We start from the raw sequence: 23,733 nt of genomic DNA, 5'->3' as shown, positions 1-23,733 counted from the left end.
ACGCATGGATGACGACTCTCCGCTCGACTCCGTACTCGATGCCGTCGGCCCGCGGCTCCGCAAGATCAGGCGTGACCGCGGCGCGACTCTCGGCGCGCTCGCGGAGGTGACCGGCATTTCCGTGAGCACGCTCTCGCGGCTGGAGTCCGGCCGCCGCAGGCCCAGCCTCGAACTGCTGCTGCCGATCGCCCGCGCCCATCAGGTCCCGCTGGACGAACTGGTCGGCGCGCCGCCGGTCGGCGACCCCCGGGTGCGGGCGAAGCCGATCGTGCGCCACGGCCGGACCATGCTGCCGCTCACCCGCCAGCCCGGCGGTCTGCAGGCGTACAAGGTCGTGCAGCAGGCGGGCGAGGGCGAGCCCGAGCCGCGTACGCACGAGGGGTACGAGTGGCTGTATGTGCTGTCGGGGCGGCTGAGGCTGCTGCTCGGTGATCACGATGTGGTGCTCGGTCCCGGCGAGGCGGCGGAGTTCGACACCCATGTGCCGCACTGGTTCGGGCCTACCGCGGACGGGCCTGTGGAGTTTCTCAGCCTGTTCGGCCCCCAGGGTGAGCGGATGCATGTCCGGGCGCGGTCCAAGCAGAGCTGACGGGGGCTTCCCGAGCAGGCAAGCGACCGCTTAGTCTGTGGTCGAGCACAGTACTGCCTACGGTTTGTGGAGGCCCCGAAATGCAGGCATGGCGAGTGCACCGGAACGGCGAGCCGAGCGAGGTGATGCGGCTCGAAGAGGTGGACCGGCCCACGCCGGGCGAGGGGCAGCTGCTGCTGAGGGTCCGCGCTGCGAACATCAACTTCCCCGACGCGCTGCTCTGCCGCGGCCAGTACCAGATCCGGCCGCCGCTGCCGTTCACGCCAGGTGTCGAGATCTGCGGCGAGACCGAGGACGGACGCAGGGTGATCGCCAACCCCGCGCTGCCGAACGGCGGACTCGCCGAGTACGTCGTGGCCGACGCGGCGGCCGTGCTGCCCGCCCCCGACGCCCTCGACGACGCCGAGGCCGCCGCGCTGCACATCGGCTACCAGACGGGTTGGTTCGGCCTGCACCGTCGCGCACACCTCCAGTCGGGGGAGACGCTGCTGGTCCACGCGGCCGCCGGTGGCGTCGGCAGCGCCGCCGTCCAGCTCGGCAAGGCGGCCGGCGCACGCGTGATCGGTGTCGTCGGCGGCGCCGAGAAAGCCCGTATCGCACGGGAACTGGGCTGCGACGTAGTCATCGACCGCCGCGAGGAGGACATCGTCGCCGCGGTCAAGGAAGCGACCGGCGGCCGCGGAGCCGACGTCGTCTACGACCCGGTCGGCGGCGACGCCTACGCCAAGTCCGTCAAATGCGTCGCCTTCGAGGGCCGGATCGTGATCGTCGGCTTCGCCAGCGGCGTGATCCCCACCCCGGCGCTCAACCACGCCCTGGTGAAGAACTACTCGATCGTCGGCCTGCACTGGGGCCTCTACAACCAGAAGGATCCGGCCGCGATCCGCGCCTGCCACGAGGAGCTGACCAAGCTCGCCGAGCAGGGCGTGATCAAGCCGCTGATCAGCGGGCGGGTCGCCATGAAGGACGCCGCCGACGCCGTGCAGCGCGTCGCCGACGGCACGACCACCGGCCGCCTGGTCGTCGTCCCGGAAGGAGAGGCGCGATGACGGACGCCGCCGAACTGCTCGGCCGCACCAAGGAGCTGCTGGCAGCGCACCCGCCGGCCACCACGGAACGCACCGACTTCCTGAAGGCCCGTTTCGACGCCGGTCTCGCCTGGGTCCACTACCCGAAGGGCCTCGGCGGACTGGACGCGCCGCGCTCGCTCCAGGCGGTCGTCGACGCCGAACTGACGGCCGCCGACGCGCCCGACAACGACCCGCGCCGGATCGGCATCGGCCTCGGCATGGCCGCGCCCACGATCCTCAAGTACGGCTCCGAAGAGGTGAAGCAGCGTTTCCTGGGGCCGCTGTGGGTCGGCGAGGAGGTGTGGTGCCAGCTCTTCAGCGAGCCCGGCGCGGGCTCCGACCTCGCCGCGCTCGGCACCCGGGCCGTACGGGACGGCGACGAGTGGGTCGTCAACGGCCAGAAGGTGTGGACCTCCAGCGCCCATGTGGCCCGCTGGGCCATCCTGATCGCCCGCACCGACCCGGAGCTGCCCAAGCACCGCGGCATCACCTACTTCATCTGCGACATGACCGACCCCGGGGTCGAGGTGCGTCCGCTGCGCCAGATCACCGGTGAGGCCGAGTTCAACGAGGTCTTCCTCACCGATGTGCGCATCCCCGACGCGCACCGCCTGGGCGAGGTCGGCGACGGCTGGAAGGTCGCGCAGACCACCCTGATGAACGAGCGGGTCTCGATCGGCGGCAGCCGCATCCCGCGCGAGGGCGGCATGATCGGCCCGATCGCCACGACCTGGCGCGAGCGCCCCGAACTGCGCACACACGACCTCCACCAGCGCCTGCTGACGCTGTGGGTGGAGGCCGAGGTCGCCCGCCTCGCCGGCGAACGGCTGCGCCAGCAGCTCGTCGCGGGACAGCCGGGACCCGAGGGCAGCGGAATGAAGCTCGCCTTCGCCCGCCTCAACCAGGAGATCAGCGGCCTGGAGGTGGAACTGCGCGGCGCCGAGGGCCTGTTGTACGACGACTGGACCATGCGCCGTCCCGAGCTCGTCGACTTCGTGGGACGCGACGCCGGCTACCGCTACCTGCGGTCCAAGGGCAACTCCATCGAGGGCGGCACCAGCGAAGTGCTGCTGAACATCGTCGCCGAACGCGTACTCGGACTGCCCTCCGAGCCGCGCAACGACAAGGACGTCGCCTGGAAGGACCTGACCCGATGAGTAGCCAGCGCCCGCAGCCCGATCTGCTGTACTCCGAGGCAGAGGACGACCTGCGCGCCGCGGTACGTTCCCTGCTGACCGACCGCGGCGACACCGCTTCGATGCTGCCGCGCGCCGAGGCGGGCGCGCCGTACGACCCCGAGCTGTGGAAGGCTCTCGCCGGTGACATCGGCGCGGCGGGACTTCTCGTACCGGAGAAGGCTGGCGGGCAGGGCGCCTCGCACCGGGAAGCCGCGGTGGTCCTGGAGGAGCTGGGCCGCAGTGTCACGCCCGCGCCGTACCTCACCAGCTCGGTGATCGCGACCGAGACGCTGCTCGCCCTCGACACCGAGACCGCGGAGGTCACCGAGCTGCTGACCGCCCTCGCGTCCGGCCGCAGCACCGCCGTGCTCGCCGTGCCGTTCTCGGCATCGCCGCACGGCCCGCTCCCCGTCGGCACTTCCAGGATCACCGGGGTCGCGGACGCCGCAGCGGCCGATGTGCTCCTGGTCCTGAAGTCCGACGGGCTGTACGCGGTCGACCCGGCGAGCGTCACCGTCGAGCCGCTGACCCCGCTCGATCTCACCCGCCCGCTCTCGGCCGTGACCATCGGCGACACGGCGGGCGGCACCCGCCTCGCCGACGCGGCAACCGCCGAACAGGCGGTACGCCGCGGACTGCTGGCAGGCGCCGGACTGCTCGCGTCCGAGCAGCTCGGGCTCGCCGAATGGTGCCTGGAGGAGACCGTCCGGCACACCCGCGAGCGCCATCAGTTCAACCGGCCCATCGGCTCCTTCCAGGCGCTCAAGCACCGTATGGCGCAGCTGTGGCTGGAGGTCGTCTCGGCCCGTGCCGCGGCCCGCAACGCGGCCGACGCGCTGGCTGCCGGTGACGGCCCCGAGGCCGCGCTCGCGGTCGCCGTGGCCCAGGCGTACACGGCCAGGGTCGCCGTGCACGCGGCGGAGGAGTGCGTGCAGCTGCACGCCGGCATCGGCATGACCTGGGAGCACCCGGCGCATCTGTACCTCAAGCGCGCCAAGTCCGACGAGATCGCGCTCGGCACGCCGGGCAGCCACAAGGAGGCACTGGCCGAACTGGTCGATCTCCAGGCTCCGTAGGGGGCAGTCCGCACGCGGGCCGCCGCGCCGCCATTCGGCGCGGCGGCCTTCTCGATCCCCGGCGGTGCCGCCATCTGATCGTCGTCGATCCGTCGCGGGTGCCCGCCAGGCCGTCGAAAGCCCCGGCGCACGCAGCCGAGTTGCGTCCGAAACCGCCGAAGTGAGCTGACGACAAACCCAAGGCACACGGCCTGATCAACAGGTGACAGGTGGCCGAACTCTTCGTGTGCCACTGCCAGTTGAGCCCTGCCGCGGCAGATACTGACCCTCCCGACCCCCACGAGCCCGGAGGGCACCCATCGTGCTGACCACCCGCCGCAGAGCCGTCACCACCATCGCCGCCGCGCTGGCCGGCACCGTCGCCGTCCCGGCGGTCGCGCAGGCCGCCGAGAGCCACGGCCGTCCGCGGCCGCTGCGCCGGGCACACGCGCACAACGACTACCTCCACGAACGTCCCCTCCTCGACGCCCTGTCGCACGGCTTCACCAGCCTGGAGGCCGACATATTCCTGGTGAACGGCGAACTCCTGGTCGCCCACACTCCGGAGGAGCTCGACCCGACGCGCACGCTGCGCTCGCTCTACCTCGACCCGCTGCTGGCCCGCGTGAAGGCCAACCACGGCTCCGTGTACCGCGGTTACCGGCGCCCGGTCCAGCTTCTGATCGACATCAAGACGGACGGCATCAACTGCTACCTGGAGCTCGACCGTCAGCTCCAGCGCTACCGCCGCATGCTGAGCAGCTACGTCAACGGCCGTGTCCACTTCGGCGCCGTCACCCCGGTCATCTCCGGCGACCGTGCCGCCCGCGTGCCGATGGAGGCGCAGCGCGTGCGGTACGCGTTCTACGACGGTCGCCTCGACGACCTCGGCACCACCGCTCCCGCGTCCTTCATCCCGCTGATCTCCAGCAACTGGACCCAGAGCTTCACCTGGGCGGGTACCGGCCAATTCCCCGCCGCCGAGCGGGCCAAGCTGCACGCGCTCGTCGCTCAGGCTCACGACCACGGTCAGCGCGTTCGCTTCTGGGCCACGCCCGACACGCCGGGACCGGCACGGGACGCCTTCTGGACCGAGCTGCTCGCAGCCCGCATCGATCACATCAACACGGACGACCTGGCAGGACTTGAGCGCTTCCTCCGCGCGCGCGGCGAGTAGTCGCGAGTAATCGAACTCACCAGCAGACAACACCCGTACGGCGGACACGCCAGTCGGCCGTACGGCCCCTCCGCTGCGCCAGACTGACGGCCGGACGCCGCAACTCCGGCGCGGCGGAGGAGGTTGGCGATGGCCATTTCGATCTCGATCGTGTTGCTGCTGGTGGTGCTCGCGGTGATCTTTGTGCGCAACGGCGGACTGAAGCTCTCCCACGCCATCGTCTGCGCCATGCTCGGCTTCTTTCTCGCGGGCACGAGCATGGCGCCGACCATCACCGAGGGAATCGCGGCCACCGCCGAGGTGGTCGGCAGCCTCAAGCCCTGAGCGCCCTCAGTCGCCGATCAGCTGCGACCGGATGAGGAACCGCACTCCCTCCGGCGCCTCCAGCGAGAAGCCGCTGCCCCGGCCTTCGACGACATCGACGACGAGCCGGGTGTGGCTCCACAACTCGTACTGACTCTTCGAGATCCAGAACGAGATGTCCTCGGCGACGCCCTCGACGTGGAGGTCCTCCAGCAGGACGTCGGACTGACCCGTACGGAATTCGCCCTGCGGATAGCACATGGGCGCACTGCCGTCGCAGCAGCCGCCCGACTGATGGAACATCAAGGGACCGTGCGCCGCCCGCAGCCGGCGCAACAGATCGGCGGCGGCCGGGGTCAGCTCCACGCGCGGGGACGGTGTCATCCCGACAGCAGAGCACCGGCAAGGTTGCAACGCCGTTGCAGCGCGCGGCATCGAAGACCCGGCCGCCCGGAATGATTGCGTGGACCAGGCACGTTCCACACGGTACGTGAGTCCTCGACGACAGGATGGATGCCATGCCTCTTGATGGTGAGTACGAGCCGAGCCCGACGAAGTGGGTCCGTGACCAGGTCGATCTCTACGAGAGCTCCGGCGGCACCAAGGGCACGACGATGCGTGGAATGCCGGTCATCGTCCTGACGACCCGCGGCGCCAAGAGCGGCAAGGTCCGCAAGTCGCCCCTCATGCGAGTGGAGCACGAAGGCACTTATGCGGTGGTGGCCTCGCTCGGCGGAGCGGTGAAGAATCCGGTCTGGTACTACAACGTGGTGGCCGACCCCCATGTGGAGCTGCAGGACGGCCCGGTGCGCCAGGAGATGACCGCCCGTGAGGTGACGGGCGAGGAGAAGGACGTGTGGTGGGCGCGTGCGGTCGAGGCGTACCCCGACTACGCGGCCTACCAGAAGAAGACCGACCGCCAGATCCCGGTCTTCGTCCTGGAGCCGGCGACCAAGGACGGCTGAGCGCACCAGAGTTTTCGCGCGTACGAAGGGCCCGACTCTGCGGAGTCGGGCCCTTCGTCGTGGCAACCCCCTGTATTTGGTTGACCTTTCATCGCTCTGACACCTGTCGACGCCGGGCGCGTCAACGAGGTTCGGACACGCTGAGCTGGGCATGTCAACCGGATCGCGTGCCCCACGCCGCGGTCGATCAGGAGGACGCTTTGAAGACTGGCTCGCGCATCCGTAAGGGTTCGCTCATCGTCGGCAGCGCCATGGCGCTGGTCATCGCTTTCCCGGGCAGCGCTTTCGCCGCGCCTCCCAGCGCATTGCCCGCCAACGCGGACGGGCTGGAGCAGACGTTCCAACCCGCCTACGACTACGACGGGGACGGCTGCTACTCCACGCCGGCGATAGGCACGGACGGGACCATAAACGGCGGACTCAACCCGTCCGGCGCGGTCAACGGCCAGTGCCACGACCAGTCGGACCTGGACAACACCAACGGATACGCGCGGTACAAGTGCAACAACGGCTGGTGCGCCATCATGTACGGCCTCTACTTCGAGAAGGACCAGGCCATCGCCGGCAGCAGTCTCGGCGGGCACCGTCACGACTGGGAGCACGTCGTGGTGTGGGTGCAGAACAACGAGGCCAAGTACGTCTCCACCTCTGCCCACGGCAACTTCAACACCTACGGCCGTGACCAGATCCGCTGGGACGGGACGCACCCCAAGATCGTCTATCACAAGGACGGCATCAGCACGCACGCTTTCCGCCCCGCGAGCGCCAACGACGAGCCGCCGGAGAACCACTACCACAGCTGGCAGTTCCCCAGGCTGGTCGGCTGGAACGGCTACCCGGCGGGTCTGCGCGACAAGCTGAGCCAGGCCAACTTCGGCAGCGCCGTCTTCGGCCTCAAGGATGGCAATTTCAACTACCACCTGGAGAAGGCCAAGCCGGCCGGTATTCCGTTCGACCCCAACGCCTGATGAGTGCAGGGCCGGTGGACTTGGCGCGTCAGCCGCCGCGTCCCCCTGCCCTGCCGGCGGGCGGACAGCGCGTCGACGCGACGCTCGGCACTGTCCCTCGCCTATGTCCTGGCCTGTCGGCGAGGCCCCGCGCTGATCTGCAGGAGCGGCGAGGCCGAACGGGGCATGCCGACGTAGGGGCAGCCGACGGCTGTCCAGTCGCCGTTTGCCCAGCCGCGCAGCCATGGAGTCAGGCGTGCGTCGTCAATGTGGATTGTGCCGTCCGACGCGAGTCGGCCGATGTCGTTGGACGGATCGGAGAGCGCCACGGTGCACTTTGCGATGCGTCCGTTCGCGCGAATCACCAGGGAGTTGGGGCGGGCGGCGTAGCAGACGTCCGGCCCGGAGGGAGTACGAGAGGCAGGCACCCCGGCCCGGACTACCGCCTCCAGTTGTCCGACAGCTTCCGCCCTGGCTTGCTTCGAAAGGACTTCCAGGGTCTCGTCGTTGGGCCCACCCATCCGCTCCACGGGCTTGAGGCTGACGGAGAATCGGCTGTCGCCCAGGAATGTGTCACGTACCTGGCGCAGGAATTCTGGCATCGACGGCAGGTTTTCCGGGGTGAGATGGATCCGTAGCAGGATCCGCACCGGGAGCCGGCTGTCCCGGATCGCGAGCAGGTTCTGCCAGATGCGCTGGAACGAAGCGCCGCCGTTGCTTCTGACCCGAGTCGTGTCGTGTACGGATTCCGGGCCATCGAGGGAGATCTGGTAGATCGTGACGCCGAGCCCTGCGAGTTTCTCCGCTGTGGGAACGTCGAGCAGATAGCCGTTGGTCGTCATGTCGCCCTGGTACTGAAATTCCGGGCGGTCGGCGACGGACGTCATCACGTGGGCCGAGATCTCTTCCACGATGGCCTGGGCCAGCAGGGGTTCGCCGCCGAACCATGCGATGTCCAGCCGCTGCAGGTCGGCGAAGCGCCGGTTGAGCAGCAGCTTGAGCGCTTCGACCGTCTCCCGCTCCATTCGGCCGATCGCGAAGTCCTCGTAGCAGTAGGTGCAGCGGAAGTTGCACTGCTCTGTGGGGAGGAGAATCAAGTGCAGCGTTTGGTCTGTCAGCGCTGACGAGAGCTCTTCCTGAAAGGCGGCGTCCCCACGGCGGGAGGTGTCGGCGATCTCACCCATGCGTACCTGTCCAGACGTGATTGTTCGGGGCTGAGGAACTTCGGTGCGGGCCGAGGGCTGCCGGAACTCACATCTGCGGCCCGCCGGATCCGCAGCCCACTACGGCGTTGACGATCGGGCAAACACCGTTGGTCGGCCTGAACCCCGCCGTGGCGATATGGGCGCTCCTCAGCGCCGCGGCGAGCTCCGGCGCGTTGATGACGATGCGGCCCTCCTGGTCCAGCTGAATGTCGGCCGGTGACTTGGGGGTGGGTGCGGGGGAACTCACAGCGCTCTCCTGTCGTCGAAGCGAGGCTCTCGCCTTTGTTGTCCACTGTCATGCGCAAGCCCTGCCTCCGCGAGCGGCATGGGCCGGACGGAGGAGGGCCGGGAGTCGTCGTCGCGAGGGGCATTCATGGTGAGCGTTGTCGGCGCTGCCAGAAAGCGTGCTTCTGCCAGCGCTGCTCCTGGTGGTAGGACTCCGCGTGATGGCGGCGGTAGGCGTCCGCGATGTGATCCAGGAATGCGGCGTATGCCGCGACGGCGCCTGTCTCGCCGGCCAGGCACAGGTCAACGGTCTGGCCGGCGCGGGCTCCCGTGTGCAGGGCCGTGAGGATGCCCTGCGAGGACAGCGGGTCGAACGCGATTGCGGCGTCTCCGGCGGCGACCCATCCAGGACCGGTTGGCGTGGACAGACGCAGCCCGTGGGCTGCGGTCCAGCGCGGCGCCGGGACATGTGCCGGGTCGTAGCCGTCGAGACGGACCCGGATGTGCCGGGTCCTCGCGACGCTGCCGAGGAAGCCCTCGGCGGTGCGCAGTCCGGTTTCGGCGAGGTCGACGTCGGTCAGATGGGCGACCAGCCGCCCGTCAGGAACTCGGGCCGTGTACCACCAGCCCTGGGGTACCGCCTCGACCAGCGTACGGAGCTCCGAGTCCTCGGTGTGATGACCGGGAACACGGTGACTGAACAGGGCGAATGCAGCCACGAGTCGGTCCTGCCTGCGCCGGACGGCCCGTTGGCGGCCGATCACGGCACGGCGACCGGTCGCGTCCACGACCCAGTCGCAGCGCACCTCTTTGAGGAGTCCCTGTTCACGGATCACCACGCGTGGTTCTCCGGCGTCGGTGAGGTGCCGCACGACGTGGGCCCTCAACAAGCGGGCGCCCGCTTTCTCCGCCGCGTCGCGCAGGAACGCGTCGAACCGGATCCGGTCGAGGTGCCAGCCATGACCGTGCGGGTCGTAGAGGTGGCTCCGGCCGTGGAGCTTCTCCGATCCCCAGGACGCGTAGGTGCCCGCGCAGCGAAGGTGTGCCTCGGCGGTGAAAGCGGACCACAGGCCCAGATCGTGCAGCAACGGCCGGGCCGCGGGCGGCAGAGTCTCTCCGACCTTGAGCGTGGAGAGCCCCGACCCGCCGGTGGGCCCGTCGACGAGAAGAACGCGACGCCCGCCCCGCGCCAGTACCAGAGCCGCGACGGCGCCTGCCGGGCCACCTCCCGCCACGACGGCCTCGAAGTGTTCGCCCGGCTCCGCGGGAGCGGCCGGCCGGATGCGGGCGGTCACTGATCGCCCGGGAACCGTACGACCTTGTCGAAGAAGCCCGCCATCACCTCTTCGTCCGGCACGTCGGCCTGGCTGATGGCAGCGGCCACGGCAGCCTCCCTCAGCTCGGGGTCGGCGGCCTCGGGTACGTGCAGGCACAGGAGGCTCCGCAGCTCGGGCGGGGCCTGCTCGGGGTGGAAGCCCACCTCGGACTCCACCAGCATCGTCGCGGGGAGGTCGGGACCCGCAGCGGGCCCCACCCGCCGTTCGATGAGGCCGAGCTTGCCGAAGTCCTTGACCATGGCGTTCATCTGCTCGATGCGATCGGCGGGCAGCCATCTGTCCCAGACGGCTCGGCGTTCGAAGGCGGTAAGGCGCTCCTCGGAGGTGCTGGAGGGGTCGATGGCCTTCTCGTAGTCCTCTGCCGTCAGGACATGGTTGGGCACCCGCGCAGGCCAGAACGTGGGGAGGTACGGGTCGTATCGCGGGCCGTAGCCCAGGTAGTAGCCGGAGCGGCAACGGGCGGTGTCGGTCTGCCAGGGCACGGCCATCCAGCGGGTCAGATCGCCCGGACCCTGCTCGTACAGAGGACCGTCGACGGAGAGTGCCGTCTGTGGCGTGAGTACGGTGCCGTACGACGGCTGGGGTGTGCCGGGATCGCGGTGCCGCACCCGGAACGGCGCGGAGTACATGGTGGGATGGCGCATCGGCCAGGAGAGCTCGCAGCCGGGATGGAACGCGTCGGCCAGACAGAAGGACAGGGCCGCCCGGTCGAGTGTCCGGGGACGTTCCGCCAAGGGCAGGGCGTCGAGAGACGTGGGAGCTGCCGCCGCCGGATCGTGGTCGGCGTCGAAGTCTCCGGCGGCCCAGCGGGCCAGCAACCGGTACTGCAGCGGAGAGAGCGCCAGATGCTGCCGCGCGGAGATGGGCCGCAGACTCATCGTGTCGCCATAGAGCGGGGGCCACGGCACGGGAGAGAGTCCGTCGCGATCGGGATCCCGCATCATGGCCCAGATCTGCTGACGCAGTTCGTCGTGGCGGGAGCTGGGGTCGGCCAGCTCGGCCAGCCGATCGGGGGCCAGGAAGTGTTCGCGCCCACCGTGTCCGAATTGGGCCGCGAACCCTCGGTTGACCCATTGCAGGTCGCACAACCGCCGCAGTACCGGAAACACGTCGCGGGTGAACGAGACCCGGCGTGGGGCCGACAGCATTCCGGCGGACACGAAGGTGTCCCGCAGCAAGTCGTACAGCGTCCGCACGGACTTGAGCTCCGGCGCAAAGTTCGGCGGAGCCACCACCACCCAGGCCGGATCGACCGGTACGGCCCGGCCGTCGATGCGCACCTGCGCGGTCACCGGACCGTCGGAGGTGTCGTCGTGCCAGCCGTCGTTGTTCGCGAAATGCTCTGCCTGGGTGTTGTTCTTGGAGGCGGAGACACCGCGGCCGCCGAGGAAGATCAGCCGGCCCGCGCCATCGGTGCGCAGCTCACCCAGATACACGGGTTTCTCGAAGAAGTAGCCCGTGTCGAACCGGTACTCGGGTCGCCCCCCGCGGTCCCGGCCGCGGATCGACCTGTGCCCGGGGTCGATGACCAACTTGTTCCGCTCTCCGGCCGGAACCATGGCGTTGCGCAGTGCGCTCTGTGCTGCCTGGGCTGCCTCCGGGATGTCCAGGGCCAGTTGGAACTGGTACCACGCCGCCTTCTTGTTGGCCACATGGACCGTCCAGCGCAGGTCGGCATTGTCCGCCGTGAGTTCGGCGACGGGCTCGCCGGCGGCGTTGTAGCCGTAGACACGAAAGCGCGCCGCCTGACGCTTGAGGGCGCCCGTCGCGTCCTTGTAGGTGCCGGTGGCAAGGGGAGGAGGATCGTCGACCTCCGGGGCGAGGATGAACTGGTCGGCGCTGTCACCGACCCGAGCCACTCCGATCGCGGGATGGATCGCGGCCCTCACGATCCGCGTGTCGCGCCCGTGCGGTTCGACAGACGCCGGCCGCGCGGGACCCGGCTCCGTCGCCGGAATGCCGTTCGCGTCGCGACGTCGTGCCGCCGACGCGAGGTACACGACCTTCCGCGCCTCGGCGACGCTGCTGATCGGCCGGTGCTCGGGCAGGCTGTGCCAGGGGTTGTAGGCGAGGTTGTCGCCGTAGGCGTCCTGGCCACGGGCCAGGGTGTCCTGTTGATGCAGGGTCAGCCTTGCCACGCGGACGGGGACACTCTGCGCCTCCTCCCAGCGCACGGTGGCGCGGTCCAGCGGCATCCGGTCCGGGTCCGTGCGGAACTGCAGCATCACATCGAAGACGGCCTCGCCGGCGGACAGACGGTGCCGCAGATCGCTGCGCAGGAATGAGGGATCCTCGTCCGGTGGCGCAGCCTGCGGGTCACCGGGCGGGCAGCCGACCGGCACGAGCTTGTACTTCACGTACCGGTCGGGCCCGAAGGCGTACGGCAGCACACCCCAGTAGGTGGCCTTCAGCGCGCTTTCCTCCGGCTTTCGCATCTCCTCGAGGATGCGGCGGGTGTCGGGGTGGGCGTTCTGGTACGCCACGGGGTCCTGCTGGAATTCGCAGAAGTCCTGGGCGGTGTCGACGAAGAAGACGTCGTGGTTCTGGACCACGAGGTCCTGCGTGTCCGCCTGGCTCTCTTCCTCCAACAGCTTCGGACCGGGAACGCCGAACAGCTTGATGCCCATCCCGACGGTCCGCCGGAAATCTGTGCGGCTCGGCAGAGTGTCGCTGGAGAACCGCACCCAGGCGGACAGACCGCCTTCTTGCTCCTGAGCGACCCTGAGAAATCCGATGGAGAGTTCCGGCGGCAGATCGGGGACGACCGTCAGAACGCCGCGGGCAGTGCCGTGATACTTGACGAAGACCGGTCGCAGGACAGGCTCCTGACCCTGCGAAATCCGGTCACCCATACGCTCGCCCACGAACTCGGCCAGAATCCCGGCAATCGGCTCGGTGGCACAGTCGGGCAATGCGGCGGACGAATTCCGGTGCGGGTCGGATACGCCAGTCATGGCAACGCTCTCCTGCTGGTCGAGCCGATGTGGTGGTCTCTGCTCATGACTGGAGCAAATTCACCCAAAGTATGCCGAATATGGTGCAAGGCATGCAGATGGGGGCATGGGTGCTCCGCCGTGACCTGCGTCTCTCGCCGCCGCACCGCACAAAATCGCTGTCGGTCAGCGCCTCCCGCACGAAAGAATCACGCATCTCAATCCGGGAGGAACCCATGAGCCAGGCCCACCTGACTCTTCAGGAGCTGCTGCCGCCGCAGGAGTTGACGGCCGCACTCGATGCCGGGCACGTCACGCGCAAGTCGCACCCCGAGCTGCCGCTGTCGATCTACACCTACACCCAGACCTGCCAGTACGAGCGGATCTGGAACGAGGTGACCACGCGCTGCCGTGGCCTCGTCGCCGACGACGCCACGGGCGAGATCGTCGCGCTGCCGCTGCCGAAGTTCTTCAACGTCGGCGAGCACGAGGCCGGTCAGCCGTACGCGCCCGCCCTGCCGGACGAGCCGTTCGAGGTGTACGACAAGGTCGACGGCAGCCTCGCGGTCGTCTTCCACTACGCGGGCCGGTGGCGGGTCGCCTCCAAAGGATCGTTCATCAGCACACAGGCGACCTGGGCGCAGCGCCGCCTCGACGCCAAGGACACCTCGGCTCTGACCCCCGGTGTCACCTACCTCGCGGAGATCCTGTACCCGCAGAACCGGATCGTCGTCGACTACGGCGACCGCCGGGACCTGGTGCTCCTCGCCGCGTTCGCCAAGGACGGCTCGGAGATACCCCTCGACGAGGCCGCCGGCGACTGGAAGGAGATCGGCTCGGTGGTCACGGTGTGGCCCGCCATGCCGCCGCCGAACTGCTCGCACTGACCGAGTCGAACACGATGCCCGGCGGGCGGACCGCCACGGGCACCGACGCCGAGGGCTTCGTCCTTCGCTTCGCGTCCGGTGTACGGGCCAAGGCCAAGCTCTCCGAGTACGTACGGCTCCACAAGGTCCTGACCGGCGTCACCGAGCGGGACATCTGGCGCAGCCACGGCATCCAGCGCTTCGCCGGTCTGCCTGCCAAGCAGACGGCCCAGGCCCTCGGTTGCTCGCTCGCGGACATCGAGGCATCGGGCAGGCCGCTCGACGCACTGCTGGAGCAGGTGCCGGACGAGTTCGACACATGGGTGCGCGAGGTGATCACGCGCATCGAGCGCGACGCCGCGAACCGTGAGCGCGCCATCGACGAGGCCTTCGAGTCGATCGCGCATCTCCGCGCCGACCGGGGCGCCTTCGCCCGCGCCGCCCAGGCGCTGCCGGACGCGAGCATCCGCTCCACCATGTTCCTGCGCCTCGACGGGCGCCCGACCGAGCTTGTCACCTACCGATCCCTGCGGCCGGAGCCGTCCGACCCGTTCACGACCGACGAGGAGAACTGACCAGTGCCCGTAGTACACGTCATGACGGGGCTGCCCGCCTCGGGCAAGACGACTGCCGCCCGCAAGCTCCAGGCGGAGTCCGAGGGCCGGATACGCCGGGTCAACCTCGACGACCTGCGGGCCATGCTCGACATACCGGCGCCCGAGCGGGGCCGGTCGCACGCGCATGAGCAGACCGTGTTGGCGGTCCAGGACGCCGCCGTGCGGGCGGCCGTTGACGGCGGCTTCGACGTGGTCGTCGACAACACGCACCTGACACCCCACATCCCCAAGCGGCTGAAGGCCGCCGTCGCCGGACTGGCCACCTTCGTCGTGCACGACTTCACCGACGTACCGGTCGAAGAGTGCATCCGCCGGGACGCCGGCCGCCCCAGGGCCGTCGGCGAGGAGATCATCCGCATCCTGGCCGACAAGCATGCGAAATCCACCCGTGGCGGCTGGCGCCTCACCGACACGTGGCTGAACGACGAGCCGGCCGTCGAACCGTACGTCGCCGACCCGGCGTTGCCGGCGGCGGTGATGTGCGACATCGACGGCACACTCGCCATCAGAGGCGCCCGCGGGCCCTACGACTTCACCCGCTGCGGTGAGGACCTGCTCAACGTCTCGGTGCGCCAGGCCCTGCGCTCCTTCCAGCGCGCCGACAGCGACGTGATCGTGCTCCTGTCCGGGCGCGGCGAAGAGCACCGGCCGCAGACGGAGGCGTGGCTGGAGCGCCACGAGGTGCCGTACGACGAGCTGTGGATGCGTGCCGCGGGTGACGGCCGCCGTGACGACGTCGTGAAGGCCGAACTGTTCGATGCGCATGTACGTCACCGCTACGCGGTCAGGGTCTCGCTGGACGACCGCGACCGCGTGGTCGCCGTCTGGCGCCGCATGGGCCTGCCCACCTGGCAGGTCAACTACGGCAACTTCTAGCTCCACCGTCGAGGGGCGGGCGCGGGGACCGGGAAGGGACCGGATCCCGCTCGGGCGGTACCGCTCAAAAGATCATCTTCGCCGGGGGTTAGCATATGAGCACCGCCTAGCTCGAAAGATATACCTGTGACTGTCAAAGACGACTCGTTCACCAATTGGCAGACCCGCGAGGAGATCGCGGAGTCGATGATCCCCATCATTGGGAAGCTGCACCGGGAGCGGGACGTCACCGTCCTGCTTCACAGCCGCTCCTTGGTGAACAAGTCGGTGGTCAGCCTCCTCAAGACCCACCGGTTCGCCCGGCAGATCGCCGGTGAGGAGCTCTCGGTCACCGAGACGCTGCCGTTCCTGCGGGCTCTCACCACGCTCGATCTCGGCCCCTCCCAGATCGACATCGGCATGCTCGCCGCGACGTACAAGGCCGACGAGCGCGGCCTGACGGTGGAGGAGTTCACCGCCGAGGCCGTCTCCGGCGCCACGGGTGCCAACAAGATCGAGCGCGGCGAGCCGCGCGACGTCGTCCTGTACGGATTCGGCCGCATCGGCCGCCTCGTCGCCCGCCTGCTCATCGAGAAGGCCGGCTCCGGCAACGGCCTGCGGCTGCGTGCCATCGTCGTCCGCCAGGGCGGCGACCAGGACATCGTCAAGCGCGCCTCGCTGCTGCGCCGTGACTCGATCCACGGCCAGTTCCAGGGAACGATCACCGTCGACGAGGCGAACAGCACGATCATCGCCAACGGCAACGAGATCAAGGTGATCTACGCCGGCGACCCGACGGAGATCGACTACACGGCGTACGGCATCAAGGACGCCATCCTCATCGACAACACCGGCAAGTGGCGCGACCGCGCAGGCCTGTCGAAGCACCTGCGTCCCGGCATCGACAAGGTCGTGCTGACCGCGCCGGGCAAGGGCGATGTCCCGAACATCGTCCACGGCGTCAACCACGACATGATCAAGCCGGACGAGCAGATCCTGTCCTGCGCCTCCTGCACCACCAACGCGATCGTCCCGCCGCTGAAGGCGATGGCGGACGAGTACGGCGTCCTGCGCGGCCACGTGGAGACCGTCCACTCGTTCACCAATGACCAGAACCTGCTGGACAACTACCACAGCTCCGACCGCCGCGGCCGTTCGGCGCCGCTCAACATGGTCATCACCGAGACCGGTGCCGCGTCCGCCGTAGCCAAGGCGCTGCCCGACCTCAAGGCGCCGATCACCGGCAGCTCGATCCGCGTCCCGGTGCCGGACGTCTCGATCGCCATCCTCAGCCTGCGGCTCGGCCGCGAGACCACCCGCGCGGAGGTCCTCGACTACCTCCGCAACGTGTCGCTGACCTCGCCGCTCAAGCGCCAGATCGACTTCATCAGCGCCCCCGACGCGGTATCGAGCGACTTCATCGGCTCGCGCCACGCCTCGATCGTCGACGCCGGCGCCACCAAGGTCGACGGCGACAACGCGATCCTCTACCTCTGGTACGACAACGAGTTCGGCTACTCCTGCCAGGTCATCCGCGTCGTCCAGCACGTCTCAGGGGTGGAGTACCCGACCTTCCCGGCACCGGTGGTCTGACGTCTGCCGGCCGCTCCGGTGTCGCGGCGCGCCGCGGCGGCAGCGGGGCGGCAACCGGTCCCGATCGGCATCCGGCTGCTCCTTCGTGGAAACGGGGGAGCGCCGGTGCGGCGTCGAATCGGCGGTGAATGAGGTCGGTCACAGCGCCTTCCCGCGCGGCGGCCCGCTCTGGTAGACGTGGCGGGCCCACCCGTTCCCCGCGAAAGCACCGCCCCATGGATGACAGCTCCCGCCCCGACCACCTGGCCTTCACCATCGACCTCACTCTGGAGGAGGCCCGGAGACGGGCAGAGGTGCTCGCCGCGCTCGGACCCGACTGGGACCCCGTCGCCGCGCTCCGCTCGGAGGAGGCGGCTCACCGCCTGCTGTACTCCGGCCTGGACGCGGAGCAGGAGCGGACGTTCGCCATGCTGGTGGAGGCCGGCGTGCTGCCGGGACGGGACGCGGGCGATGCGGCTTCCCATTGATCCGCAGGCCGACCGGGCCCGCCGGGCCTGGGTCCCCTGTCCCGGCTGCGACGACGCGCGCGACTGCGCGACCTGCGCGGGGCGGCGCAACTGCCCGGTGCACTGGCGCTACCTCATAGGCAACGAGGGCGCCCGAGTTCATCTCCAGTGCCCGGGCTGCACCCACACCTGGACCCTGGACACTCATCGCGGCAGGCGCGGCCGGCCCGCCTGAACGGCCGCACGGCCTGACGGGCGCGGCGCCGGACCCCGTGTACCCGCGAGTCCGGCGCCGAGTCCGATCAGCAGATCCGCGGCAGCTGTTCGCCGATCGGCATGTCCACCACGCGCGTGCCGCCGAGACCGGTGCGGGCCACCACCATGCCCGGATGGTCCTCGACCGCCTCGCCGATGATCGCCGCCTCGCCGCCGAGTGGATGGGCCCGCATCGCGGCGAGGACCGCGTCGGCGTGGTCCCGGGCGACGAAGGCGACGAGCTTTCCCTCATTGGCCACGTACATCGGGTCGAGGCCCAGAACGGCGCAGGCGTTGGCCACCGGGGGCGGAACCGGGACCGCGCGCTCCTGGATGACGATCCCGGCTCCCGAGGCCGCCGCGATCTCGTTGAGCGAGGCGGCCAGGCCCCCGCGGGTCGGGTCGCGCAGGACGTGCAGTTCCTTGGTGACGGCGAGCATGGTCTCGACGAGTCCGCCCAGTGCCGCGCAGTCGCTCTCGATCTCGACCTCGAACCGCAGGTTCTCTCGCACGCTCATGATCGCGACACCGTGGGCGCCGATGCTCCCGCTGACGATGACCACGTCACCGGGGACCACTCGCTGCGGACGCAGATCGACTCCGGGAGGGATGAGGCCGATGCCCGAGGTGTTGATGTAGATGCCGTCGCCGTGTCCGGCCTCCACGACCTTGGTGTCGCCCGTCACCACCCGCACACCTGCGGTGCGGGCGGCGGCGCCGAGCGCCTCGGCCACCCTGGAGACGGTGTCGATCTCGACGCCCTCCTCCAGGATGACGCCGCACGAGAGGTAGGCCGCGCGTGCCCCGCTCATCGCGAGGTCGTTGACCGTGCCGTTCACGGCAAGGTCGCCGATGCTGCCGCCGGGGAAGAAAAGAGGCCGCACCACGAACGAGTCGGTGGAGAAGGCGAGCCGTGCCCCGCCGAGCTCGACGGCGGCGGAGTCGGTCAGCGGCGCGGGGTCCGAGCCCCCCAGCGCCGGCAGGAAGACCTGCTCGACGAGTTCGGCGGACAGGGCGCCGCCTCCGCCGTGGCCCATCACCACGCGTGGCCGGTCACGCAGTGGAGCGGGGCAGGCCAAGGACAGCATGTCCGGCGCTGCGTAGGTGTCAGACAACGGGGCTGCCCTCCAGGGTCTGGGTCGACGTGACGGAAGCCGTCGGCGTCACGGCCGTTGGCGGGGTCTGCGCCGGACGGGCCGGCAGATCGAGCCGCCGGTACAGGTAATAGGCGGCGCACGCGCCCTCGCTGGAGACCATCGTGGCTCCGAGCGGCGAGCGCGGGGTGCACGTGGTGCCGAAGGCCTCGCACTCGTGGGGCTTCAGCAGCCCCTGCAGCACCTCCCCGCTGCGGCACTCGGCCGGCTCAAGGGTGGTGATGTCCCCGACCTGGAAGCGGTGTTCGGCGTCGTGGTCCCGGTAGCGCTCGGACAGCCGCCATCCGCTGTCGGGGATGACGCCGATGCCGCGCCAGGCCCGGTCGGTCACCTCGAAGACGTCGTCCAGCATCGCCCGCGCGGCGGGGTTGCCCTCGTCCCGGACGGCACGCGGATAGGCGTTCTCCACCGTGTGCTCGCCCCGCTCCAACTGCCGTACGGTGCGCCGCACGCCTTCGAGGATGTCCAAGGGTTCGAACCCGGTGACCACGATGGGCACCTGGAACCGCTCGGCGAGCCCCGGGTATTCCCCCGTCCCCATCACGCTGCACACGTGACCGGCCGCGAGGAAGCCCTGGACGCGGCAGTCCGGCGACTGCATGATCGCCTCGATCGCAGGCGGGACCCGTACGTGCGAGACCAGCAGGCTGAAGTTGCGGATGCCGCGCTTGCGGGCCTGGTAGACCGTCATCGCGTTGGGCGGGGCCGTGGTCTCGAAGCCGATGCCGAAGAAGACGACCTCCCGGCCCGGGTTCTCCTCAGCGATCCGCAGTGCGTCGAGCGGCGAATAGACCACCCGGACGTCGCCGCCCTCGCCGCGTACCTGGAACAGGTCGCGGCCGGTGCCCGGCACCCGGAGCATGTCGCCGAAGGAGCAGAAGATGACGTCGGGGCGCGAAGCGATCTCCAGGGCCTTGTCGATCACCTCCAGCGGCGTCACACACACAGGGCAGCCCGGTCCGTGGATCAACTCCACCTCGTCCGGCAGGAGTTGGTCGATGCCGTGACGGATGATGGTGTGCGTCTGGCCGCCGCACACCTCCATGAGCGCCCATGGCCTGGTGACGGTGGCCCTGATGTCGTCGAGCAGTCGTGCTGCCAGTTCCGGGTCCTGGAACTCGTCGATGTACTTCACCGCAGCACCTCCCCGGCGGCGGGTCCGTTGCCGTCGGCCTGCGCGGCCTGCTCCCACGGGTCGCCGAACTCCTCCTGGAGCATGCCGAGGTTCTCGAACAGCTCCAGCGTCCTGCGGGCCGACTCCTCGTCCAGTCGTTGCAGGGCAAAGCCGACATGGACGATCGTGTACTCACCCACCTGAAGGTCCGGCAGGTACTCCAGGCACACGTCCTTGACCACACCGCCGAAATCGACGGTGGCCATACGCGTGCCGTCCCGTTCCTCGACCCCCAGCACTCTGCCAGGTACGGCCAGGCACATATGTGTCTCCTCACTCTCGCCCTGTGGAGCCCGTGTCCGTCGATCCGGCACGTGCCGTGGCGCGGGCGGCCACGATGAGCTGGCCGAGCGCCAGCCCCCCGTCGTTCGGCGGGATCCGGTGGTGGCGAAGTACGTTGAACCCGTCAGCGCGCAGGCCGAGGGCGCAGGCCGAGGACAGCAGCGCGTTGGAGAACACCCCGCCGGACAGCGCGACGGTCTCCAGGCCGCTGGTCTCGCGGGCCAGGGCGCACACCGTGCGTACGAGCCGGGCGACGGCGAGATGAAAACGGGCGGCGACGACCGGGGTAGGGACTGCCTGCCGTACGTCCTCGACGACAGCGGCCAGCAGCGGCGCCGGATCGGCGGTCAACGGCGGCGCACCGGGCGACCGGACATCTCCCGTCAGACGGAAGGCGTAGCGCGGGTCCTCGTCCTCGGCTCCCGCGGCGACAGCGGCGGCTTCCAGCTCGATGGCCGCCTGTGCTTCGTACTCGGCGCGGTGGCAGACGCCTGCCAGGGACGAGACGGCGTCGAAGAGCCGTCCCATGCTGGATGTGGGCACGCAGTTCAGGTCCCGTTCCAACTGCTGCCGCAGCAGAGCCAGTTCCTCCGGCGGACAGGCGGCAGTGCACGGCAGGTCCGCGCCGGGCGCGATGCCCGCCGACCGCAGATGCGACAGCGCCATGCGGTAGGGCCGCCGCACGGCCGCGTCACCCCCGGGAAGCGGTACGTAGGCCAGGTGCGCGAATCGGGTACAGCCGCTGTAGTCCGCGACCAGGAACTCTCCGCCCCATACGGCACCGTCGTCGCCGTGGCCCGTACCGTCGAAGGCGACCCCGATCACCCGGCGGCCGTCCTCGAGACCGTGCTCGGCCATGACGGCGGCGATGTGCGCGTGATGATGCTGGACACGAACCACCGGGCGTCCGCCGGCGTGCCGCCGCGCCCAGCTGCCCGATCGGTACGCCGGGTGCGTGTCGGTGACGAGCAGTTCGGGGCGCACGCCGGTGATGGATTCCAGCTGCTGCTCGGCGCGGCCGAAGGCCTGCTGGGTGGCGAGGTCGTCCATGTCACCGATGTGTGCGGACAGCCAGGCCCTGTCGCCCTGCCCGAGGCAGAAGACGTTCTTGAGGTCGCCGCCGACTGCCAGGGCCGGAGCGACCGGCACCGGCAGAGTGAGCGGCAGCGGGGCGTAACCGCGGGAGCGGCGCAGCACCAGCGGCTCGCCGTCGCAGACGCGTACGACCGAATCGTCACACGGCACATGAATGGGACGGTCGTGCGCGAGCCAGGCGTCCGCCAGTCCGGCCAGCCGTTCGAGGGCCTCGTCGTCGTCGCTGACGATGGGCTCCCCGGAGAGGTTGCCGCTCGTCATCACCAGCAGTCGGGGCCCGCCCGCGCCGAGCAGCATGTGGTGCACGGGCGTGTACGGCAGCATGACGCCGAGGTCGGGACTGCCGGGCGCAACGGCTTCGGCCGGCACGAGGGTCCCCGGCCCGGCCGGGACACCGGTGCGCCGCCGCATGAGGACGATGGGGCGCACCCGGCCGGTGAGCAACTCCCGTTCGGCGGGACCCAGGTGCACCAGGTGCTCCACGTCTCCGACGCTCCCGGCCATCACGGCGAACGGCTTGTTCCCGCGCGCCTTGCGGCGGCGCAGTTCGTCGACCGCACGCGGATTCGTCGCGTCGCAGGCCAGGTGGTACCCGCCGATGCCTTTGACGGCGAGGATCGCTCCGGCGGTGAGCAGCGCACGCGCCCGGTCGACCTGGTCGTCGCCGGCACTGGTGTGGGCGCCGACACCGGGTGCGACCGTCAGCCGCAGGCGCGGGCCGCAGGAGTGGCACGCGACGGGCTGCGCGTGGAAGCGGCGGTCGGCAGGGTCGTGGTACTCGCGAGTGCACTCCGGGCACAGCGGGAAGTCCGCCATCGTCGTGTGCTCGCGGTCGTACGGAAGTCCGGTGACGATGGTGAAACGCGGCCCGCAGTGGGTGCAGGTGATGAAGGGGTGGCGGTGGCGCCGGTCCGCCGGGTCGGCTAGTTCGGCGAGGCAGTCGTCGCAGGTGGCGGTGTCCGGGGAGACCAGTGTGCGGACCTGGCCGGCGCTGTGCGAGGCGACGATGCTGAAGCCGCTGTCACCGGTGGCCGGCAGGCCGGCGGTGTCCACCGACTCCACGATCGCCAGGGGCGGGGCCTCGGGCGCGATACGAGCGCAGAACCGGTCAACGGCCTCCGCGTCGCCTTCGACCTCCACGACGACGCCGTCTCCTGTGTTGGTCACATGGCCGGCGAGCCGCAGGTCCGACGCGAGTGAGTACACGTACGGCCGGAAGCCAACGCCCTGCACCACGCCGCGCACGACGACACGGGTGCGCCGCAGCAGGGGCGCCGCCGCTTGCCCCGGTGCGCCCACGTCGTGGGTGGTGCTCACGGCTGGGCCCGTGCCATCACCGGGGCATGCACCTCCGCGCCCTCGGCCGTTGCCAGCGCCCGGTCCACCAGCAGACCGGCGCCCTCCGAGGTCCGTACGGAGCTGAGGACGACCTCCACCCCAGGGTTGACCTGCTGGACGTTGGCGCGGAAGGCGGCCTCGTCGAACTCGGCGGGAACGGCCAGGTCGGCCTTGGTGACGATGACCAGGTGCGCCAGGCCGAACGCGGTGGGGTACTTCAGCGGCTTGTCCTCGCCCTCCGTGACCGAGGCGAGGACCACCCGCAGTGACTCGCCGAGGTCGTAGGAGGCCGGGCAGACGAGGTTGCCCACGTTCTCCACGAACAACAGACGGGTGTCCTCGGGGAGCCAGTTGTGCAGATGCCCGGCGAGCATGTCCGCCTCCAGGTGGCACAGCCCGTCGGTGAGTACCTGCTTGACCGGCACACCGGAACGGGCCAGGCGTACGGCGTCGTTCTCCGTCGCGAGGTCCGCGGTCAGAGCCGCGGACGGGATGCCACGCTGGCGGGCGAGCAGCAACTCCCGCTCCAGCAGGGCCGTCTTGCCGCTGCCGGGGCTGGACAGGAGGTTGACCACGGTCGTGCCCTTGGCCGTCAGTTCGGTGCGCAGGATGCGGGCGGCCATCGTGTTCTTGGCGAGCACCGCCTGCTGGAGGTCGACTACACGGCACATGGTCAGCTCTCCTCGACGAGGGTTGCACAGGGGGAGTCGGGCGCGTCGGGCTCCGCGGCCCAGCGCACCTCCGCGATCCGCAGCTCGCGGCCCGACAGCAGGTCGGTCGCCGCGCCGCCGCAGTCCGGACAGAGCATGTCGGGCGGCATCCCGGTGTCCCAGGTCCGTGCGCACGATGCGCAGCAGGCGCGGCCTGGGACGGGCCGGGTGATCAGCCGGGCGCCCTCCAGGACGGTCCCGGCACAGGCGAGTTCGAAGCAGAAACCGAGAGCGTCCGGGACCACACCGGCCAGTTCGCCGATGTCGAGATGAACGTGCTGGACGCCCCGCGCGCCGCGGGACCGTGCCGCCTGCTCGACCTGGTCCACCACGGACAGGGCGACGGACATCTCGTGCATGCGTC

The 23,733-nt window shown here is 69.9% G+C and carries 25 protein-coding genes; 14 read left to right on the top strand and 11 right to left on the bottom strand.

Annotation, left to right across the window (positions count from 1 at the left end; genetic code table 11):
- Positions 1-4 precede the first annotated feature (4 nt).
- From ACH4YL_RS14915 to ACH4YL_RS14890, 6 genes are all read left to right on the top strand, one after another.
- Positions 5-589 (top strand): helix-turn-helix domain-containing protein, encoded by a 585-nt coding sequence (locus tag ACH4YL_RS14915; RefSeq protein ID WP_398507709.1) that lies wholly within the window; start codon positions 5-7, stop codon positions 587-589.
- Between the two features lie 80 nt (positions 590-669).
- Complete coding sequence (locus ACH4YL_RS14910; protein WP_398507708.1) at positions 670-1,638, top strand: NADPH:quinone oxidoreductase family protein; 969 nt, start codon at positions 670-672, stop codon at positions 1,636-1,638.
- Complete coding sequence (locus tag ACH4YL_RS14905; protein WP_398507707.1) at positions 1,635-2,816, top strand: acyl-CoA dehydrogenase family protein; 1,182 nt, start codon at positions 1,635-1,637, stop codon at positions 2,814-2,816. Before ACH4YL_RS14910 ends, ACH4YL_RS14905 begins: the two co-directional genes overlap by 4 nt.
- The gene (locus tag ACH4YL_RS14900; protein ID WP_398507706.1) at positions 2,813-3,913 is read left to right on the top strand and encodes an acyl-CoA dehydrogenase family protein; all 1,101 of its coding nucleotides are present in this window, start codon (positions 2,813-2,815) and stop codon (positions 3,911-3,913) included. The genes ACH4YL_RS14905 and ACH4YL_RS14900 overlap by 4 nt, the downstream gene beginning before the upstream one ends.
- A gap of 298 nt (positions 3,914-4,211) precedes the next feature.
- Complete coding sequence (locus ACH4YL_RS14895) at positions 4,212-5,069, top strand: phosphatidylinositol-specific phospholipase C/glycerophosphodiester phosphodiesterase family protein (RefSeq protein WP_398507882.1); 858 nt, start codon at positions 4,212-4,214, stop codon at positions 5,067-5,069.
- Positions 5,070-5,198: 129 nt separating this feature from the next.
- Positions 5,199-5,393, top strand: coding sequence for a hypothetical protein (locus ACH4YL_RS14890; protein ID WP_398507705.1), 195 nt, complete (start codon positions 5,199-5,201; stop codon positions 5,391-5,393).
- 6 nt (positions 5,394-5,399) lie between these two features.
- Here ACH4YL_RS14890 and ACH4YL_RS14885 read toward each other — a convergent pair whose 3' ends face one another.
- Complete coding sequence (locus tag ACH4YL_RS14885; protein ID WP_398507704.1) at positions 5,400-5,756, bottom strand: DUF779 domain-containing protein; 357 nt, start codon at positions 5,754-5,756, stop codon at positions 5,400-5,402.
- A 134-nt stretch (positions 5,757-5,890) separates the two neighbouring features.
- On the opposite strand from ACH4YL_RS14885, the gene ACH4YL_RS14880 reads away from it, so the two are divergent.
- Both ACH4YL_RS14880 and ACH4YL_RS14875 read left to right on the top strand, forming a co-directional pair.
- Entirely contained in the window at positions 5,891-6,337 is a 447-nt protein-coding gene (locus ACH4YL_RS14880) for a nitroreductase family deazaflavin-dependent oxidoreductase (protein WP_398507703.1), read from the top strand.
- 200 nt (positions 6,338-6,537) lie between these two features.
- Positions 6,538-7,305: an NPP1 family protein gene (locus ACH4YL_RS14875; RefSeq protein ID WP_398507702.1), complete on the top strand. Its 768-nt coding sequence runs from the start codon at positions 6,538-6,540 to the stop codon at positions 7,303-7,305.
- 101 nt (positions 7,306-7,406) lie between these two features.
- On the opposite strand, the gene ACH4YL_RS14870 is transcribed toward ACH4YL_RS14875, so the two are convergent.
- The 4 genes from ACH4YL_RS14870 to ACH4YL_RS14855 form a co-directional block, all read right to left on the bottom strand.
- Positions 7,407-8,468: a radical SAM protein gene (locus ACH4YL_RS14870; RefSeq protein ID WP_398507701.1), complete on the bottom strand. Its 1,062-nt coding sequence runs from the start codon at positions 8,466-8,468 to the stop codon at positions 7,407-7,409.
- Between the two features lie 67 nt (positions 8,469-8,535).
- Entirely contained in the window at positions 8,536-8,736 is a 201-nt protein-coding gene (locus tag ACH4YL_RS14865) for a hypothetical protein (protein ID WP_398507700.1), read from the bottom strand.
- A gap of 124 nt (positions 8,737-8,860) precedes the next feature.
- Positions 8,861-10,009: a tryptophan 7-halogenase gene (locus ACH4YL_RS14860; RefSeq protein ID WP_398507699.1), complete on the bottom strand. Its 1,149-nt coding sequence runs from the start codon at positions 10,007-10,009 to the stop codon at positions 8,861-8,863.
- Positions 10,006-13,005, bottom strand: a complete 3,000-nt coding sequence (locus ACH4YL_RS14855) for a LodA/GoxA family CTQ-dependent oxidase (protein WP_398507698.1) — start codon at positions 13,003-13,005, stop codon at positions 10,006-10,008. The genes ACH4YL_RS14860 and ACH4YL_RS14855 overlap by 4 nt, the downstream gene beginning before the upstream one ends.
- 215 nt (positions 13,006-13,220) lie before the next feature.
- Between ACH4YL_RS14855 and ACH4YL_RS14850 the strand changes: the two genes are divergently transcribed.
- The 6 genes from ACH4YL_RS14850 (at position 13,221) to ACH4YL_RS14825 (ending at position 17,596) form a co-directional block, all read left to right on the top strand.
- A complete protein-coding gene (locus tag ACH4YL_RS14850; RefSeq protein ID WP_398507697.1) occupies positions 13,221-13,871 on the top strand; it encodes an RNA ligase in 651 nt (216 codons plus the stop codon).
- Positions 13,835-14,425: a hypothetical protein gene (locus ACH4YL_RS14845; protein ID WP_398507696.1), complete on the top strand. Its 591-nt coding sequence runs from the start codon at positions 13,835-13,837 to the stop codon at positions 14,423-14,425. Before ACH4YL_RS14850 ends, ACH4YL_RS14845 begins: the two co-directional genes overlap by 37 nt.
- A gap of 3 nt (positions 14,426-14,428) precedes the next feature.
- Positions 14,429-15,343, top strand: coding sequence for an AAA family ATPase (locus ACH4YL_RS14840; protein ID WP_398507695.1), 915 nt, complete (start codon positions 14,429-14,431; stop codon positions 15,341-15,343).
- Positions 15,344-15,469: 126 nt separating this feature from the next.
- Positions 15,470-16,915 carry a glyceraldehyde-3-phosphate dehydrogenase gene (locus ACH4YL_RS14835; RefSeq protein ID WP_398507694.1) on the top strand — a complete coding sequence of 482 codons (1,446 nt, stop codon included), beginning with the start codon at positions 15,470-15,472 and terminating at the stop codon, positions 16,913-16,915.
- 215 nt (positions 16,916-17,130) lie between these two features.
- Positions 17,131-17,382, top strand: a complete 252-nt coding sequence (locus tag ACH4YL_RS14830) for a DUF6400 family protein (RefSeq protein WP_398507693.1) — start codon at positions 17,131-17,133, stop codon at positions 17,380-17,382.
- Positions 17,366-17,596 carry a hypothetical protein gene (locus ACH4YL_RS14825; RefSeq protein ID WP_398507692.1) on the top strand — a complete coding sequence of 77 codons (231 nt, stop codon included), beginning with the start codon at positions 17,366-17,368 and terminating at the stop codon, positions 17,594-17,596. The genes ACH4YL_RS14830 and ACH4YL_RS14825 overlap by 17 nt, the downstream gene beginning before the upstream one ends.
- A 67-nt stretch (positions 17,597-17,663) precedes the next feature.
- On the opposite strand, the gene hypE is transcribed toward ACH4YL_RS14825, so the two are convergent.
- From hypE to ACH4YL_RS14795, 6 genes are read right to left on the bottom strand one after another with little or no spacing between them, the layout of a single operon-like run.
- Positions 17,664-18,704 (bottom strand): hydrogenase expression/formation protein HypE, encoded by a 1,041-nt coding sequence (gene hypE, locus ACH4YL_RS14820; protein ID WP_398507881.1) that lies wholly within the window; start codon positions 18,702-18,704, stop codon positions 17,664-17,666.
- A 19-nt stretch (positions 18,705-18,723) separates the two neighbouring features.
- Positions 18,724-19,905: a hydrogenase formation protein HypD gene (hypD, locus tag ACH4YL_RS14815; protein ID WP_398507691.1), complete on the bottom strand. Its 1,182-nt coding sequence runs from the start codon at positions 19,903-19,905 to the stop codon at positions 18,724-18,726.
- Positions 19,902-20,207 (bottom strand): HypC/HybG/HupF family hydrogenase formation chaperone, encoded by a 306-nt coding sequence (locus ACH4YL_RS14810; protein WP_398507690.1) that lies wholly within the window; start codon positions 20,205-20,207, stop codon positions 19,902-19,904. Before ACH4YL_RS14810 ends, hypD begins: the two co-directional genes overlap by 4 nt.
- Before the next feature lie 10 nt (positions 20,208-20,217).
- Positions 20,218-22,638 (bottom strand): carbamoyltransferase HypF, encoded by a 2,421-nt coding sequence (gene hypF / locus ACH4YL_RS14805; RefSeq protein WP_398507689.1) that lies wholly within the window; start codon positions 22,636-22,638, stop codon positions 20,218-20,220.
- The gene (hypB, locus tag ACH4YL_RS14800) at positions 22,635-23,330 is read right to left on the bottom strand and encodes a hydrogenase nickel incorporation protein HypB (RefSeq protein ID WP_398507688.1); all 696 of its coding nucleotides are present in this window, start codon (positions 23,328-23,330) and stop codon (positions 22,635-22,637) included. The genes hypF and hypB overlap by 4 nt, the downstream gene beginning before the upstream one ends.
- Before the next feature lie 2 nt (positions 23,331-23,332).
- A complete protein-coding gene (locus ACH4YL_RS14795) occupies positions 23,333-23,728 on the bottom strand; it encodes a hydrogenase maturation nickel metallochaperone HypA (RefSeq protein ID WP_398507687.1) in 396 nt (131 codons plus the stop codon).
- Positions 23,729-23,733 lie beyond the last annotated feature (5 nt).

Origin of the sequence: Streptomyces sp. NPDC020681 (assembly GCF_044334895.1) — a bacterium.
Lineage (GTDB): Bacteria > Actinomycetota > Actinomycetes > Streptomycetales > Streptomycetaceae > Streptomyces.
Note: the sequence above shows the minus strand (reverse complement) of the source record. Positions and strands in the feature narration are given on the sequence as shown.

What these genes read in the sequence shown, in the direction of transcription:
- ACH4YL_RS14915 (WP_398507709.1), top strand. Translation starts at nt 5, where the DNA reads ATGGATGACGACTCTCCGCTCGACTCCGTACTCGATGCCGTCGGCCCG.
- ACH4YL_RS14910 (WP_398507708.1), top strand. Translation starts at nt 670, where the DNA reads ATGCAGGCATGGCGAGTGCACCGGAACGGCGAGCCGAGCGAGGTGATG.
- ACH4YL_RS14905 (WP_398507707.1), top strand. Translation starts at nt 1,635, where the DNA reads ATGACGGACGCCGCCGAACTGCTCGGCCGCACCAAGGAGCTGCTGGCA.
- ACH4YL_RS14900 (WP_398507706.1), top strand. Translation starts at nt 2,813, where the DNA reads ATGAGTAGCCAGCGCCCGCAGCCCGATCTGCTGTACTCCGAGGCAGAG.
- ACH4YL_RS14890 (WP_398507705.1), top strand. Translation starts at nt 5,199, where the DNA reads ATGGCCATTTCGATCTCGATCGTGTTGCTGCTGGTGGTGCTCGCGGTG.
- ACH4YL_RS14885 (WP_398507704.1), bottom strand. Translation starts at nt 5,756, where the DNA reads ATGACACCGTCCCCGCGCGTGGAGCTGACCCCGGCCGCCGCCGATCTG.
- ACH4YL_RS14880 (WP_398507703.1), top strand. Translation starts at nt 5,891, where the DNA reads ATGCCTCTTGATGGTGAGTACGAGCCGAGCCCGACGAAGTGGGTCCGT.
- ACH4YL_RS14870 (WP_398507701.1), bottom strand. Translation starts at nt 8,468, where the DNA reads ATGGGTGAGATCGCCGACACCTCCCGCCGTGGGGACGCCGCCTTTCAG.
- ACH4YL_RS14855 (WP_398507698.1), bottom strand. Translation starts at nt 13,005, where the DNA reads ATGACTGGCGTATCCGACCCGCACCGGAATTCGTCCGCCGCATTGCCC.
- ACH4YL_RS14850 (WP_398507697.1), top strand. Translation starts at nt 13,221, where the DNA reads ATGAGCCAGGCCCACCTGACTCTTCAGGAGCTGCTGCCGCCGCAGGAG.
- ACH4YL_RS14830 (WP_398507693.1), top strand. Translation starts at nt 17,131, where the DNA reads ATGGATGACAGCTCCCGCCCCGACCACCTGGCCTTCACCATCGACCTC.
- ACH4YL_RS14825 (WP_398507692.1), top strand. Translation starts at nt 17,366, where the DNA reads ATGCGGCTTCCCATTGATCCGCAGGCCGACCGGGCCCGCCGGGCCTGG.
- hypE (WP_398507881.1), bottom strand. Translation starts at nt 18,704, where the DNA reads ATGCTGTCCTTGGCCTGCCCCGCTCCACTGCGTGACCGGCCACGCGTG.
- ACH4YL_RS14810 (WP_398507690.1), bottom strand. Translation starts at nt 20,207, where the DNA reads ATGTGCCTGGCCGTACCTGGCAGAGTGCTGGGGGTCGAGGAACGGGAC.
- hypB (WP_398507688.1), bottom strand. Translation starts at nt 23,330, where the DNA reads ATGTGCCGTGTAGTCGACCTCCAGCAGGCGGTGCTCGCCAAGAACACG.
- ACH4YL_RS14795 (WP_398507687.1), bottom strand. Translation starts at nt 23,728, where the DNA reads ATGCACGAGATGTCCGTCGCCCTGTCCGTGGTGGACCAGGTCGAGCAG.